Annotated in this window: 16 protein-coding genes and 1 riboswitch; all 16 genes read left to right on the top strand. The window is 29.2% G+C overall.

All coding sequences use genetic code 11. From position 1 onward, the window contains the following. Window positions 1-174: 174 nt before the first annotated feature. Window positions 175-336, top strand: a riboswitch (cobalamin riboswitch). 105 nt (window positions 337-441) lie between these two features. The 16 genes from K0040_RS08765 to hemC all read left to right on the top strand — a co-directional run bounded on the left by K0040_RS08765 (window position 442) and on the right by hemC (window position 15,045). Further along, complete coding sequence (locus K0040_RS08765; RefSeq protein WP_228108579.1) at window positions 442-1,956, top strand: cobyric acid synthase; 1,515 nt, start codon at window positions 442-444, stop codon at window positions 1,954-1,956. Between the two features lie 141 nt (window positions 1,957-2,097). After that, window positions 2,098-3,462 (top strand): cobyrinic acid a,c-diamide synthase CobB, encoded by a 1,365-nt coding sequence (locus tag K0040_RS08760; RefSeq protein WP_228108522.1) that lies wholly within the window; start codon window positions 2,098-2,100, stop codon window positions 3,460-3,462. Window position 3,463: 1 nt separating this feature from the next. Further along, window positions 3,464-4,417, top strand: a complete 954-nt coding sequence (cbiB, locus tag K0040_RS08755) for an adenosylcobinamide-phosphate synthase CbiB (RefSeq protein WP_228108521.1) — start codon at window positions 3,464-3,466, stop codon at window positions 4,415-4,417. A 19-nt stretch (window positions 4,418-4,436) separates the two neighbouring features. Beyond that, on the top strand, window positions 4,437-5,507 hold the full coding sequence (locus K0040_RS08750) for a pyridoxal phosphate-dependent aminotransferase (RefSeq protein ID WP_228108520.1): 1,071 nt from the start codon (window positions 4,437-4,439) through the stop codon (window positions 5,505-5,507). A gap of 1 nt (window position 5,508) precedes the next feature. After that, complete coding sequence (locus K0040_RS08745; protein ID WP_228108519.1) at window positions 5,509-6,411, top strand: GHMP family kinase ATP-binding protein; 903 nt, start codon at window positions 5,509-5,511, stop codon at window positions 6,409-6,411. Next, complete coding sequence (locus K0040_RS08740) at window positions 6,384-7,013, top strand: cobalt-precorrin-8 methylmutase (protein WP_228108518.1); 630 nt, start codon at window positions 6,384-6,386, stop codon at window positions 7,011-7,013. The genes K0040_RS08745 and K0040_RS08740 overlap by 28 nt, the downstream gene beginning before the upstream one ends. Before the next feature lie 9 nt (window positions 7,014-7,022). Then, window positions 7,023-8,159, top strand: a complete 1,137-nt coding sequence (gene cbiD, locus K0040_RS08735; RefSeq protein ID WP_228108517.1) for a cobalt-precorrin-5B (C(1))-methyltransferase CbiD — start codon at window positions 7,023-7,025, stop codon at window positions 8,157-8,159. Next, the gene (locus K0040_RS08730) at window positions 8,156-8,764 is read left to right on the top strand and encodes a cobalt-precorrin-7 (C(5))-methyltransferase (RefSeq protein ID WP_228108516.1); all 609 of its coding nucleotides are present in this window, start codon (window positions 8,156-8,158) and stop codon (window positions 8,762-8,764) included. Before cbiD ends, K0040_RS08730 begins: the two co-directional genes overlap by 4 nt. Beyond that, window positions 8,754-9,326 (top strand): decarboxylating cobalt-precorrin-6B (C(15))-methyltransferase, encoded by a 573-nt coding sequence (locus K0040_RS08725; protein ID WP_228108515.1) that lies wholly within the window; start codon window positions 8,754-8,756, stop codon window positions 9,324-9,326. Before K0040_RS08730 ends, K0040_RS08725 begins: the two co-directional genes overlap by 11 nt. Further along, on the top strand, window positions 9,319-10,071 hold the full coding sequence (locus K0040_RS08720) for a cobalt-precorrin-4 methyltransferase (RefSeq protein WP_148557382.1): 753 nt from the start codon (window positions 9,319-9,321) through the stop codon (window positions 10,069-10,071). Before K0040_RS08725 ends, K0040_RS08720 begins: the two co-directional genes overlap by 8 nt. Next, entirely contained in the window at window positions 10,037-11,104 is a 1,068-nt protein-coding gene (gene cbiG, locus K0040_RS08715; RefSeq protein ID WP_228108514.1) for a cobalt-precorrin 5A hydrolase, read from the top strand. The genes K0040_RS08720 and cbiG overlap by 35 nt, the downstream gene beginning before the upstream one ends. Further along, window positions 11,101-11,826, top strand: coding sequence for a precorrin-3B C(17)-methyltransferase (gene cobJ / locus K0040_RS08710; protein ID WP_228108513.1), 726 nt, complete (start codon window positions 11,101-11,103; stop codon window positions 11,824-11,826). The genes cbiG and cobJ overlap by 4 nt, the downstream gene beginning before the upstream one ends. After that, window positions 11,823-12,569: a precorrin-6A reductase gene (gene cobK, locus K0040_RS08705; protein ID WP_228108512.1), complete on the top strand. Its 747-nt coding sequence runs from the start codon at window positions 11,823-11,825 to the stop codon at window positions 12,567-12,569. Before cobJ ends, cobK begins: the two co-directional genes overlap by 4 nt. 12 nt (window positions 12,570-12,581) lie before the next feature. Further along, complete coding sequence (locus tag K0040_RS08700; protein ID WP_228108511.1) at window positions 12,582-13,376, top strand: sirohydrochlorin cobaltochelatase; 795 nt, start codon at window positions 12,582-12,584, stop codon at window positions 13,374-13,376. Between the two features lie 18 nt (window positions 13,377-13,394). Then, a complete protein-coding gene (locus K0040_RS08695; RefSeq protein WP_228108510.1) occupies window positions 13,395-14,102 on the top strand; it encodes a cobalt-factor II C(20)-methyltransferase in 708 nt (235 codons plus the stop codon). 43 nt (window positions 14,103-14,145) lie between these two features. Further along, window positions 14,146-15,045, top strand: a complete 900-nt coding sequence (gene hemC / locus K0040_RS08690) for a hydroxymethylbilane synthase (protein ID WP_228108509.1) — start codon at window positions 14,146-14,148, stop codon at window positions 15,043-15,045. Window positions 15,046-15,061 lie beyond the last annotated feature (16 nt).

The raw sequence follows: 15,061 nt of genomic DNA, 5'->3' as shown, positions 1-15,061 counted from the left end.
GAAAATAAATATTGCAGTTTCGATATAAATTAAAATTTTAACAAAAATAACAAAAAAATAACTGTTTAATAATATTTATATATATAAAAATTATTAATATGTTTTGCAACCTAGTAAAAATAACTATAATTAAAATATATAAGTTTTTTATGAAATAAGAAGAGAATTGTAAAATTTAATAGAATTAGTTTAGGTTTTAGGGAAAAAGGTAAAAGCCTTTGCAGCCCCCGCTACTGTAAAACGGATGAAACCATAATTACCACTGTCAAGTTGATGGGAAGGTATGGGAGTAAAATGATGTTAAGCCAGGATACCTGCCTAAACTAATTATATATAGAAAATCTCGGGGTGAAGATTTGATTTTATGTTACAATAGTAAAATCCTAGCCATTTGAGCTGGGATTTTTTGGTATTTGATATAAAATGGAAAGGATTAATGCTATGGGAAAAAAAATAATGCTTCAAGGAACTGCATCAAATGTGGGAAAAAGCATAATAACTACGGGACTATGTAGGATTTTCAAACAGGATAATTATAAAGTAATACCTTTTAAATCTCAAAATATGGCTCTTAATTCTTTTATAACAAAAGAAGGTTTGGAAATGGGAAGAGCTCAAGTTTCTCAAGCTGAAGCTTGTGGAATAGACCCTACTGCAGATATGAATCCCATATTATTAAAACCAAATGGTAATAACAAAAGCCAAGTTATAGTAAGAGGAAAAGTAGTAGGAGATATGTCATCGAAAGAATATTACGAGTATAAGTTAGAGTTAGAAAAAATATTAGATGACATATTCAAAGAATTTGAGGAGAAATTTGACATAGTTGTAATGGAAGGTGCGGGTAGCTGTGCTGAAGTCAATTTGATGGATAGAGACATATCAAATATGGGAATGGCACAAATTGCAGATGCGCCAGTTATATTAATTGGTGATATAGATAGAGGGGGAGTATTTGCATCAATAGTAGGTACAATAATGTTACTTCCTGAAAAAGACAGAGAACGAGTTAAAGGTGTAATAATTAATAAATTCAGAGGAAGAAAAGAACTTTTAGAATCTGGTGTAAAAATGCTTGAAGATATTATAAAAATTCCTGTTCTTGGTGTTATACCTTATACTGACATAAAAATCGAAGAGGAAGACAGTGTAACCACAAGATTCAAGGAAAAAGTAGATAAAGGAGATATTCATATAGAAGTGATAAGAACACCTCATATGTCTAACTTTACAGATTTTAATATATTTGAAACACAAGAAGATGTAAGTCTTAGGTATGTTGATTATGGAGAATCTCTTGGAAATCCTGATATTGTAATTATTCCAGGAACTAAGTCAACCATAGATGACTTAATATTCTTGAGAGAAAATGGCTTAGAGAATCAAATTAAAGAGCTTCACAAAAGAGGAAAACTTGTACTTGGTATTTGTGGTGGGTATCAGATGCTAGGAAAAGTTCTAAAAGATCCATATCATGTGGAAAATGATCTGGAAGAAGTTGAAGGTATAGGTCTTTTAGATGTAGAGACGACTTTTGAACTAGAAAAAACTACAACTCAAGTTAGAGCTATATTAGGAGATAATTTACATGGCTACCTTGCAAATTTAAATAAAAAAGAAGTTAATGGATATGAAATTCATATGGGAATGACAAGAAGAAGAGAAAAGAGTGACAATTTTGCCACTGTGACAGAAAAACTTGGTGAGGTTGTGAGTTATGAGATTGGTAGCGTAAATAATAAATGTAATGTTTTTGGAACTTATCTACATGGAATATTTGATGATATAGATTTTACAAGAACTATTTTAAATAATATAAGGAAAATAAAAAATTTAGAGCCTGTTGAAAGTAAAGTTGAGTCATTTGATGAGTTTAAAAATAAAGAATATGATAAATTAGCTGATTTTTTAAGAGAGCATTTAGATATGGAAAAAATATATGAAATAATGAATTAAAAATTCGCTATGCTTAAGCCACTGCGTGGGCGCTTAACTTCATAGCGACAACCATGTGCCTTTGAGCAACGTGTTGGCGAATTATTTTGCTATCGCTTCAGGCAACTTTGTTGCTTAAAATAATTCAAGTTAGGTGGTAATATGAAAAAAATATTAATTGCAGGAACAAATAGTGGAGTAGGAAAAACTACAATTTCCTTAGGAATAATGCAAGCATTAACAAAAAGAAAACTAAAAGTACAACCTTATAAAGTTGGACCTGATTATATAGATCCTTCTTATCATACATTTATTACTGGAAGGTATTCAAGAAACTTAGATTCATATATGCTTGAAGATGAGAAAATTAAATATATAGTTAAAAATTCTTCAAAAGATGCAGATATTTCGGTAATTGAAGGTGTAATGGGACTATACGATGGTTATGGAATTGATTTAGACGATTGTACTAGTTCGTATACTTCCAAAATCTTAAAAACACCAGTGATTTTAGTTATAAACGCAAAGGCAATGGCAACATCTGCTGCTGCGATGGTACTGGGATATAAGATGTTAGATGAAAATGTAAATATAGCTGGTGTTATCACAAATAATGTAAAAAGTAAATCTCATTATAATACTTTAAAAGAAGCTATAGAAAAATATACTGGTGTGGAGGTACTTGGGTATTTTCCTCCAAACAAAGAATTTTCTTTAGAGTCTAGACATTTAGGTCTAGTACCTTCAGTTGAGATAAATTCTTTAAAATCCAAGTTTGATAACCTATCAGAGGAAATAGAAAAATACATAGATATAGATAGAATAATTGAAATATCTGAAACTGAAGATTTCAATACTTCATTTAGTCTAGAAGATTTCATAGAAAAAAATAAGGCTACAGATAAAACAATAGCCGTAGCTTATGATAAAGCTTTTAACTTTTATTATAGAGAAAACATAGAGTTATTTGAAAAGCTAGGCATGGACATAAAGTACTTTAGCCCTATTGTTGATAGAAAACTTCCAAATTGTGATTATGTTTACATAGGAGGAGGATTCCCAGAAGTTTTTGCAAAAGAATTAGATGAAAATAAAGAAATTAGAACTTCTATCATGAAAGCTCATTACAATAATATTCCCATATATGCAGAATGTGGAGGACTAATGTACCTTGGAGAAACATTAGAGGGTCTAAATAATGATGTTTATAATATGGTTGGAATTTTTAAAGGATGTAGTAAAATGACATCTTCACTTAAAAGATTTGGATATTGTTTAGGTGAGGCTAAGGAAGATACTATTCTAGCTAAAAAGGGACAAATAATTAAAGGTCATGAGTTTCATCATTCAATTTTTGATAGCCAAGAAGAATGTGCTTATTATATGAGGAAATTAAAAAATGAAAAAGTAATTGATGAATGGGAAGGTGGCTACAGTAAGGATAATACTTTAGCAACATATCTACATACACATTTTTACAACAACTTAGATTGCATATCTAATTTTATAAAAAGAGGACGTGAATAATATGAATCTATTATCTATTTATACAGGATATGCTCTTGATCTAATCATAGGGGACCCATATTCATTTCCTCATCCAGTAAGATTTATTGGCAAACTTATTAGTTTTGTAGAAAAACAAATAAGGAAGATAGCTACAAGTGATAAAGGATTAAAAATAGCTGGGTTCATTCTTTGGTTTGTCGTTGTAGGAGTAACACTAGGTAGTACTTCCATCGTACTACGTTTGTTTCAGTTTAATAAAGTAGTGTACTGTTTAGTAAATTCCATATTAATTTATACAACATTAGCTACAAAATGTTTAAAAGATGAATCTAAAAAAATATATAAAGTATTAAAAACTGGAGACTTGGAGAAATCCAGAATTCAGCTTTCATACATAGTAGGAAGAGATACAACAAATTTAAGTGAAAAAGAAATAGTAAGAGCAACAGTTGAAACTGTGGCAGAAAATACGGTAGACGGAATAATAGCACCATTGTTTTATGGGTTTATAGGGGGAGCTCCTCTGGCTATGGCATATAAGGCTATTAATACTTTAGACTCAACAGTGGGATATAAGAATGATAAGTATTATTATCTAGGATTTGCATCAGCAAAAATAGATGATATTGCAAATTATATACCAGCAAGATTAGGTGTGATTTTACTTTCTATTGGAAGTTTATTTGTTGGGTTTAATTTTAAAGATGCTTTAAAAATTGGAATAAGAGATAGAAAAAATCATAAAAGCCCTAACTGTGCTTTTTCAGAAGGTGCAGTAGCTGGAGCTTTAGGAATACAGCTTGGTGGTACTAATGTTTATTTTGGAAAAGAAGTGTATAAACCAACTATAGGAGATAAAAAAAGGGAGATAGAAATTGAAGATATTGTAAGAACAAACAAAATAATGTATTCATCATCAATAATATCAATAATAATTTTTACAACTCTTTACTATGTAGTAATTGGTTTATAAATAAAGAAAGGCGGAAGTTATGAAAGATTTAGGACATGGAGCTAATGTGGATATAATGGCAGAAACTTTTAATAAAAATACTGAAGATATAATAGATTTTAGCTCAAATATAAATCCAAAAGTTGTTCCTAATTTGGAAAAATATATTTTGGAAGGCTTAAGTAAGTGTAAAAGTTACCCAGATATTAATTACACAAAGTTAAGAAGAAATATTGGGAATTACATAAATATTAATCCTAGGCATATTATTCCAGGAAATGGAGCAACAGAAATAATATACATTCTTATGAAAAATATTAAGAAAAGATTGGCAATATTGAATCCTACATTTTCAGAATATGAAAGAGGCGCTAAATTAAATAATTTAGAATTGATAAACTTTATGCTAAATGAAGAAGATGAATTTAGTGTGAATTTGGAAGAAATAGAAGCCAATATAGATAATTTTGACAGTTTATTTATATGTAATCCTAATAATCCAAATGGAAAAGTAAAAAACATAGAAAAACTTTTAGAAATAATAATAAAAAATGATAAGTTATTAATAGTTGATGAAACGTTTATGGAGTTTGTACATGATGAAGAGAATTATAGTTTAATAAAATATGTGGAAAAGTACAAAAACATATTTATTATAAAAGCAGTAACAAAATTCTTTGGAATGCCTGGTCTTAGACTAGGTTATGGTGTTACAAGTAATAAAAAACTTATAAATGATATTTATAGATATAAAGAGCCTTGGACAGTAAACTCCTTTGCCGATACTTTATCTAATTACATTTTTAATGATAAAGAATATATAAAATCTAGTAAGGAGTATTACCTTAAAGAAAGATTATATATGATAAATGAATTAAGAAAAATTGAGAATATACATGTATATGACACAGATACAAATTTTATATTAATGGAATTAAAAAATATAAAAGCAGATGAATTAAAACTTAAATTATTTAAGGAAAGTAATATATTAATAAGAAATGCATCTAACTTTATAGGTCTAGGTGAAAAACACATAAGAATAGCAATTAAAAGTCATGAGGAAAACCAATTGATTTTGAAGGAATTAAATAAATTGTTGGGAGAATAATATGAAATCTTATGGAATATGCCCCGCATCTTGTGGAGAATTTGTTCAAGGTATATTAGATAGTGAAGAATACTTATCATCTTATGCAATTGATATGTTTTCAGTTGCTACCCTTGAAGAAAGAAAGGAGAATATTAATTTAGGACCTAAAAAATCAAGAAAAGCTATAGAAAAAGTATTTGAAAGATTTAATATTCCGCTAAGGGAATGTGAAAATATATCTCTAGAAATTAATAGCAGTATACCTATAGGTAAAGGAATGGCCAGTTCTACAGCAGATATAGGGGCAACTATTAAGGCGACCTTATCCATGATAAATAAAGATTTAGGTAATGAAGAAATATCTCATATTGCTTCACAAATAGAACCGACAGATTCTATTTTATTATATAAAAACTCGATTTTTAATCCTGTTAAAGGTCAGGTAAAAAAATATTTAGCTAATCTATATAATGCTAGAGTAATAATTTTAGAACCAGATGAAATACTGGAAACAAGCATAATAAGAAGCAATCCAAATTATTTAGATATTAAATTGGAAAATGAAGTGATTATAAATAAATCCTTTAAATTATTAGAAGAAGGATTAATAAATAATGATTTAAAGTTAATAGGTAAGTCTTGTACACTAAGTAGTATGGCAAATGAAAATATACATAAAAAACCATATTTGAATGAAATTATAGAAATAAGTAACAAGATGGGGGCTTATGGAGTTAATATTGCTCACAGCGGTACAGTTATTGGAATATTAATTGATAATCATATGGATCATGAGAGAATAATAAATCATTTAAAAGAAAAATCTTTTAATGATTATTATAAAAAGATACATTTATCCAAGATTATAGGACATAAAGAAAGGGAGGAAATAGAGTGGAATACGTTAAAGACCCTAAGATGATAGAGGTAAAAAGTTTTGAAATTATACAAGGTATAATTGATGATATTAGACCAGGATATAAATTTAAAAATGAAATAGAAGAAAAGATAATAAAGCGTTGTATACATACAAGTGCTGACTTTGAATACTTAGATATATTAAAAATATCAGATACAGCAGTAGATTCAATAATAAATGCTTTAAACAATAAATGCACAATTTACACAGATACAAATATGGCTCTTAGTGGAATAAATAAAATGAAACTAAATGCCCTTGGGTGTGAATACAAATGTTTAGTAGCTGATGAAAGAACTAAAGAATTGGCTAAGAAAAAGGAAATAACTAGATCAATGGCTGCTGTGGAAATAGCAATGAATGAAGAAGGTAAAAAGCTGTTTGTATTTGGAAATGCTCCAACTGCTCTTTATAAAACTATAGAAATGGTTAATAATGGAGGATATGTTGAAGCTATTGTAGGTGCACCGGTTGGATTTGTTGGTGCAGCAGAATCTAAATATGAATTAGAAAAAACTTCTATTCCTCACATAGTAGTACAAGGAAGAAAAGGTGGTAGCAATATAGCTGCAGCCATAATGAACGCTATTTTATATGCAATGTAGGTAATGTTTATGGAAGAGTATGTATATATTGAGGGGAAAAAATACAGAAGAGGATATACTACAGGTTCTTGTGCAACAGCAGCATCAAAGGCATCTGTACATATGCTTTTCACTAAGAAAAGTATAGGAAGTATAAATATAGACACGCCAAAGGGTATACCGCTAACATTAAAAGTTAAAAATGTTGAGATTAGAAATAATTATTCCATATGTTCCATAGAAAAAGACGGTGGCGACGATATAGATGCAACTCATGCTATGGATATATTTGCAAAAGCTGAATTAGTAAATAAAGAGGCTGAAGATATTATTGTAACTGGTGGCGTAGGAATAGGAATAGTAACTAAGAAAGGGTTAAGTGTTGAGGTTGGAAAGCATGCAATAAATCCAGTACCAATGAAAATGATTAAGAATGAGATAAGAAAAGTTTTAGAACAAAAGAATGATTTATTAAATAATAAATCATTAAAAATAACTATTTTTGCTCCTAAAGGTGAGGAAATAGCAAAGAAAACTTTTAATTCAAAACTTGGAATACTTGGAGGAATATCTATACTTGGAACTACTGGAATTGTTGAGCCAATGAGTGAAGAAGGTTGGAAAAAATCTTTATCCATAGAACTTGAAATGAAAAAAGCTCAAGGAGTGGATAAAATCATTTTAGTTCCAGGAAACCATGGAGAGGAATTTATAAGAGATTATTTAAAAATTGATATGAGTAATTGTGTTAGGATGAGCAACTTTGTGGGATATATGTTAAACGAAGCAAAAAGACTAGGATTTAAGAAAATACTTATGGCAGGTCATATTGGAAAGTTTATAAAAATATCTGCAGGAATTTTTAATACTCATAGTAAGGTTTGTGATGCTAGAAATGAGATAATGATTGCAAATTTAGCATTAATAGGAGCAGATTTAGGTTTTCTCAAAGAAATAAATGAATGTGTAACAGCAGAAGGTGCAGTTGAAATAATAGACAAAAGCAATTACACACAACTATACAACATACTTTGCAACAAATGCAAAGAAAGAGCTGAGGAATATTTAAATGATGATATACAAGTGGAAGTTTATATGTTTAGAATGGATAAATCACTGCTTGGAAAATCAAAAAATGCAGATTTATTAATGGAGGATTTTAGATGATAAATATAATAGGTCTGGGGCCAGGAGAGTTTGATTATATAACTAAACTAGGTGAAAAATTAATTTATTCTTCAGATGTTCTAATAGGTGGAAAAAGAAATTTAGAATCTGTAAAAGATTTTAAGGGAGAGAAGATAGTATTATCCACTAATCTTGAGGAAGTTTTAGAGTATATTAAAAAAAATCTACATAAAAATATAAGCGTTATAGCATCAGGAGACCCATCTATTTATGGAATAGGAAAGTATTTATCAAGGAATATTGATCATAAAAGTTTGAACATAGTATCAGGAATAAGTTCATTACAGTATATTTTTTCAAAAATATTTGTAGATATGAATGATGTTTATATTACTAGTAGTCATGGTAAAACACCTGATTTTGATTATATACTATCTCATAAAAAAGTATGTATGGTAACTGATAATAAAATAGGTCCCCATAAAATTTGTAAGGAAATACGAAAAAGAAACTTAAATAAGGTAGTTGTTGTAGGAGAAAATTTATCTTATGACAATGAAAGAATAACTATAGGAAAAGCTGATGAAATATTAGCAGTTGAAAAATTTGAAATGAATGTGGTGGTGATACTAGATGAAAAATGATGAATTTATTAGGGGAAAAGTTCCTATAACAAAGGAAGAAGTTAGAGCCATCTCATTAAATAAATTGAATTTGAAAGATGCTAAAACTTTTATAGATGTTGGAGCAGGTACAGGAAGTGTTTCTGTTGAAGCCGCCAGGACTTATGATAATTTAAATATTATAGCTATTGAAAGAAATGATGAAGCTATAGATTTAATAAACAAAAATATAGAGAAATTTAATTTATCAAATATAAAAGTTATAAAAGCTTATGCGCCTATTGAAATAAAAGAAAAAGCTGATGGGATTTTTCTAGGTGGAACAGGTAATAACTTGGAAGAAATAATAAAATGGTCAAAAGATTTATTAATACCAGGGGGAAGGTTAGTAGCTAATTTTATATTAATTGATAATTTTTATGACACAATGAATTTACTAAAAAAATATGATTTTCAAAATGTGGATGTATCACTACTAAATATAAGTAAGCTAGATAAATTAGGAGTAAGGGATTATTTTAAGCCTTACAATCCTATTTACATAATATCATGCGAAAAAGGGGAAGAAGATGAACATGAATAAAGTACATTTTGTTGGAGCAGGACCAGGAGACAAAGAGTTAATAACACTAAAAGGATATAAACTATTATCCAATGCAGATGTGGTAATATATGCCGGGTCCTTAGTTAACCCAGCGCTTTTAGATTATTGTAAAGAAGGATGCGAAATTCATGACAGCGCATATATGAACTTACAAGAAATAATAGAAGTTATGGAAAAAGGAATTAAAGAAGAAAAATCAGTTGTTAGGCTTCAAACAGGAGACTTTTCAATATATGGTTCTATAAGAGAACAAGTTGAAGATTTAGCAAAATTGAACATAGATTATGATTGTACACCAGGGGTGAGTTCTTTCCTTGGAGCATCATCAGCTTTGGGTGTGGAATATACAGTTCCAGAAATATCTCAGTCAGTAGTAATAACAAGAATGGAAGGAAGAACTCCAGTGCCATCAAAGGAATCAATAGAATCTTTTGCAGCTCACCAAACATCTATGGTAATTTTCCTTTCAGTTCAAGAAATAGAAAAAGTTGTGGAAAAACTAATTGATGGTGGATATGATAAAACAACACCAATAGCTGTTGTATATAAGGCAACTTGGCCAGATGAAAAAGTAGTAAAAGGAACTCTACAAGACATAGCAACAAAAGTAAAAGAAGCTGACATAAGAAAAACAGCATTAATAATGGTGGGAGAATTTTTAGGAAAAGAATATAATAACTCAAAATTATATGACAAGGACTTCGTTCATGAATACAGAGGATAAGAAAATTGCCATATTATCCATTACTAAAAATGGGAAAAATCTTGGATTAAAAATAAAAAGAAATATGCCTACTGCTCATTTATACTATGTGAAAAAGGATGCTGTTAAAGAAGTAGATAATGTTATTTATGTAAATAAAAAATTAAAGGAACTTGTGACTGAAATTTTTGGTGAATATGACTACATTATATTTATAATGGCATGCGGAGTTGTAGTAAGAACTATAGCTCCACTTATAGAGAATAAATTTATAGATCCGGCTATATTAGTCATCGATGAAAAGGGAAAAAACATTATAAGTTTGCTTAGTGGACACATGGGTGGAGCCAATGAAATGACTTTATATATAAGTGATTTATTAAACTCAAATCCAGTAATAACTACGGCTACAGATGTTAACGACAAATCATCACTAGATATGATTGCAAAAAAACTAAATGCTCATATTTATGACTTTAGAAATAAAGTATTAAAAATAAATTCCATGATAGTTAATGGTGAAGTAGTGAATCTTTTTATAGATGGAGATTACAACATAGATACTCGTGGATTTAATATATGTAAGCATGATGAAATAAATAAATTAAATGAAGTGATAGTAATAAGCAATAAGAAAAATTTAAACTTAATAAACAACAACATTCTTAAAGTTGTACCTAAAAATATTGTAATAGGTATTGGATGCAGAAAAAACATTGATAAAGAATATATGATAAATTCATTATCTGATTTTTTACATAAGCAAAATATTGATATAAATGCAATTAAAGAGATAGGAAGTATAGATATTAAAAAGAATGAAGGAGCTCTGGTAAATTTAAGTAAATATTTAAATGTTCCTTTTAGAACATTTACAGCTGATGAAATATCAAAAGTAGAGCATTTATATGAAAAGTCAGAGTGGGTAAAACAAAATGTGGGTGTTCACTCTGTGGCAGAGCCAGTGGCTCATTTATTAAGCAATGGAAATTTAATAATAAAAAAACATAAATACAATGGAATTACATTTTCAGTAGGGAGAGTTAATATATGATATATGTCGTAGGTATTGGACCAGGATGCAAAAACTTGATGACTATGGAAGCAATAAATGCAATAGATGATGCTGAAGTTATAGTAGGATATAAAACTTATATTGATTTAGTAAAAGAATTTATTGTAGATAAAGAAGTTGTGCAAAATGGAATGAGAAAAGAAATAGAAAGATGTAAGCAAGCTTTAGAAATTGCAAAAACAGGGAAAAAAGTAGCCGTTATAAGTAGTGGAGATGCTGGCATATATGGGATGGCAGGACTTATACTAGAGCTAGTAACAAAAGAAGATGTAGATATAAAAGTTAAAGTTGTACCAGGTGTTACTGCAAGTATAGGAGCGGCAGCAGTGCTTGGAGCGCCTATAATGCATGATTTTTGTCATATAAGTTTAAGCGATTTGATGACTCCATGGGAAGTTATAGAAAAAAGATTAAAGCTAGCAGCAGAAGCTGATTTTGTTATTTGCCTATACAACCCAAGAAGTAAGGGAAGAAGCGAACATTTAGCTAAGGCCTTTGAAATCATGGGAGAATTTAAGGCTGGTTCAACGGCCGTTGGAATAGTAAAAGATGTGGGAAGAGAAAAAGAAGAAAAATTTATATGCACATTTGATACTATTGATTTTGAAAGAGTTGATATGACTACTATGGTGATTATAGGCAACAAAGCAACTTACATTCATGATGATTTAATTATAACTCCAAGAGGATACGAAGTATGATTTTAGTTTTAGGCGGAACTTCGGACAGTATAGAAATATGTCATAAGTTAAATGAAAAAAATATGGATTATATAGTTTCAGTAACAACTTCTTATGGAGAAGATTTAGCAAAGAAATGTTCAAATAAAATTATATTAAAAAAGTTAACTATAGAAGATATGGTTAGCTTTATAAATGAAAATTGTATTACAAAAATAATAGATGCTACTCATCCTTATGCTGTGGAAGTATCTAGAAATGCTATTAAAGCTTCACAAATTACAAATATAAAATATATTAGATTTGAAAGAGAATCTTTAATAAAAGAGGTAGATTACAAAAACAAGTACATAGTTAATGATATTGAAGAAGCCTGTGAAATAGCCAATAAGATAGGTCATAACATTTTTATTGGCACAGGAAGTAAAAACTTATATCTTTATAAAGCAAAAATAAAAAATAAAAACTTAATTCCTAGGGTACTTCCAACAAGTGATGTATTAATAAGTTGTGAAGAATTAGGATTTAATGCAGACAATATTATAGCTATGAAGGGACCTTTCTCTGTTGAAATGAATGAGTCAACATACAAACAATATAATATTGATTTAGTAATTACAAAAGAAAGTGGAGTAGCAGGAGGATTTTTAGAAAAAATTAAAGCTTGCAAAAATTTAAATATTCCTGTGATTATTATAAAAAGAAAAGAAATGAATTATCCAAATACTGTTGGAAAAATTCAATATTTAATTGATTTAATATAAGGGAGAGACGTTATGAAAAAAGCTATATTGGTAGTAAGTTTCGGGACTAGCTATCATGAAACTAGAAAAAAAACTATAGAACCTTGTGAAAATAAAATAAAAGAGAGTTTTGAAGGTTACGATTTTTATAGAGCATTTACTTCGAGTATGATTATAAAAAAATTAAAAAAAAGAGATAATTTAATAATTGATAATCCAGTAGAAGCTTTAGAAAAACTTTATAATGAAGGTTATGAAGAAGTTATAGTGCAATCTCTTCATATTATATGCGGAGAAGAATACAACAAACTTAAAGAGATGGTAGATGGATTTAAAGATAAATTTAAAAGACTTTCTTTAGGAAGACCTCTATTAACTTATATAGATGATTATAAAGAGACTGTTTCAGCTGTAAAACAAGATATTGAAAAAATAGATATTGATGAAGCCATAGTATTTATGGGACATGGTACAGAACATGAAAGTCATGCTTCTTACCCAGCCATAGAGTATATGTTTAGAGATTATGGAATAAATGCTTATGTTGGAACTGTTGAAGGATATCCAGAAATTAACCAAGTAATTAAGTTGTTAAAAGAAAGAAATGTAAAAACAGTAGATTTAATGCCATTTATGCTTGTAGCAGGTGATCATGCTATAAATGATATGGCTAGCGGTGAGGAAGATTCATGGAAAACTATTTTAGAAAATGAAGGATTTAATGTAAAAGTTCATTTAAAAGGACTTGGAGAAAATCCATATATACAAGAAAAATTTGCTAATCATGCATTAGATTGTATGAAAGAAATAGAGGAAGTAAGCATTTAATAATTAGGGGGAATTAGTATGGCAAAGTTTTATGGAATTGGAACTGGACCAGGAGATAGTTCATTAGTAACAGTAAAGGCAGTTAATACACTTAAAAATTTAGATATATTATATACGCCGGAATCTAAAAGGGGTGGAGAAAGTTTAGCATTATCAATAGTTGATGAGTATTTACCAGAAAGCTTAGAAATAAAATCTAGACATTTTCCTATGAATTTCAATGGAACAGAAAAAATACAATTATGGAATTCTGTATCTAGTGAAATAGTTGAAGATGTTAAAAAAGGTAAAAATGTTGGTTTTGTAACATTGGGAGATCCAATGATATACAGTACTTATGTCTATGTAATGGAAAGACTAATGGAAGAAATAGAAGTAGAGACTATACCAGGGATTTCATCATTTTCTAATATAGCATCAAACCAAAACTTTCCTCTAGTAATGGACACAGATCCATTAATAGTAATACCATGCACTATGGAAGAAGATAAGATAGATGAAGCTCTTGAAAAATATGATTGTTTAGTATTAATGAAAGTTTATAAAAAAATAAATATGGTTATAGACAAATTGAAAAAACATGACTTAATTGATTATGCTATACTAGTTAGCAATTCGTCTCAAGATAAAGAAGAAGTATTTACTAATTTAAGAGATGAACATATTAATGAGAAGATATCGTATTTCTCAACTATATTAGTAAATAAAAATAGAAATAAAAGATAGCATCTTATTGAAACAGAATTCCTATGAAATAAGGAGAATTAATATGAAGATAGTAGTTGGAACACGAGGCAGTAAATTAGCCCTTATTCAAACTAACTGGGTAGTTGAAGAATTAAAGAAAGCTAATCCAGACATTGAATTTGAAATCAAGATAATAAAAACAAAGGGAGATTTAGTAACCCACTTACCTTTGCATAAAATAGGAGATAAGGGCCTATTTACAAAAGAGATTGAGCAACAACTTCTAGATAGAGAAATAGACTTGGCTGTACACAGTATGAAGGATATGCCATCAACTCTTCCACAAGGATTAAAATTTGCAAATGTACCAAGAAGAGAAGATCCTAGAGACATTCTTGTTTTAAATGAAAATTACAAAACACTAGAAGATTTACCTAATGGAGCAAGAATTGGTACAGGAAGTAAAAGAAGAATATATCAACTTCTTAGATATAGACCTGATTTAGAAATAGTACCTATAAGAGGAAATATAGATACTAGAATAAGAAAAATAGAAGATGAAAATCTTCATGGTATTGTATTAGCAGCGGCAGGACTATTAAGAGCAGGCTTAAAAGATCGTATTAGTTACTACTTACCTACTAACATAATGATACCAGCCCCAGCTCAGGGGGCACTTGCCCTGGAAATAAGAGAAAATGATTTACAGATGGAAGATATAATTTCTCATATTAAAGATGAAACAGCAGAAATACAAGTAGCAGCAGAGAGAGGATTCTTAGAAGGCGTTAACGGTAGTTGCCATGTTCCTATGGGAGCCTATTGTGAAATTAATGATGATAAATTAATATTAACAGGTCTTTATGGAGATGAAGAGGGTAAAAAACTAGTTGTAAAATCAAAAGAAGGAAGTATTGAAGATTCTGCAAAAATAGGATTTGATTTGGCAGAAGAAGTACTTAAAGAATACAACAAGTTATAGTGAATTTAAGGAGTAT

It is taken from the genome of Terrisporobacter petrolearius, from assembly GCF_020748185.1.
Classification (GTDB): Bacteria; Bacillota; Clostridia; order Peptostreptococcales; family Peptostreptococcaceae; genus Terrisporobacter; species Terrisporobacter petrolearius.
This window is presented reverse-complemented; position numbering and strand designations above follow the sequence as displayed.

Excerpts from the sequence above, each read along its gene's own strand:
- K0040_RS08765 (WP_228108579.1), top strand. The coding sequence starts at position 442 with ATGGGAAAAAAAATAATGCTTCAAGGAACTGCATCAAATGTGGGAAAA.
- K0040_RS08725 (WP_228108515.1), top strand. The coding sequence starts at position 8,754 with ATGAAAAATGATGAATTTATTAGGGGAAAAGTTCCTATAACAAAGGAA.
- K0040_RS08720 (WP_148557382.1), top strand. The coding sequence starts at position 9,319 with ATGAATAAAGTACATTTTGTTGGAGCAGGACCAGGAGACAAAGAGTTA.
- K0040_RS08750 (WP_228108520.1), top strand. The coding sequence starts at position 4,437 with ATGAAAGATTTAGGACATGGAGCTAATGTGGATATAATGGCAGAAACT.
- K0040_RS08760 (WP_228108522.1), top strand. The coding sequence starts at position 2,098 with ATGAAAAAAATATTAATTGCAGGAACAAATAGTGGAGTAGGAAAAACT.
- cbiB (WP_228108521.1), top strand. The coding sequence starts at position 3,464 with ATGAATCTATTATCTATTTATACAGGATATGCTCTTGATCTAATCATA.
- K0040_RS08745 (WP_228108519.1), top strand. The coding sequence starts at position 5,509 with ATGAAATCTTATGGAATATGCCCCGCATCTTGTGGAGAATTTGTTCAA.
- K0040_RS08695 (WP_228108510.1), top strand. The coding sequence starts at position 13,395 with ATGGCAAAGTTTTATGGAATTGGAACTGGACCAGGAGATAGTTCATTA.
- cbiD (WP_228108517.1), top strand. The coding sequence starts at position 7,023 with ATGGAAGAGTATGTATATATTGAGGGGAAAAAATACAGAAGAGGATAT.
- K0040_RS08700 (WP_228108511.1), top strand. The coding sequence starts at position 12,582 with ATGAAAAAAGCTATATTGGTAGTAAGTTTCGGGACTAGCTATCATGAA.
- K0040_RS08730 (WP_228108516.1), top strand. The coding sequence starts at position 8,156 with ATGATAAATATAATAGGTCTGGGGCCAGGAGAGTTTGATTATATAACT.
- cobJ (WP_228108513.1), top strand. The coding sequence starts at position 11,101 with ATGATATATGTCGTAGGTATTGGACCAGGATGCAAAAACTTGATGACT.
- cbiG (WP_228108514.1), top strand. The coding sequence starts at position 10,037 with ATGACAAGGACTTCGTTCATGAATACAGAGGATAAGAAAATTGCCATA.
- cobK (WP_228108512.1), top strand. The coding sequence starts at position 11,823 with ATGATTTTAGTTTTAGGCGGAACTTCGGACAGTATAGAAATATGTCAT.
- hemC (WP_228108509.1), top strand. The coding sequence starts at position 14,146 with ATGAAGATAGTAGTTGGAACACGAGGCAGTAAATTAGCCCTTATTCAA.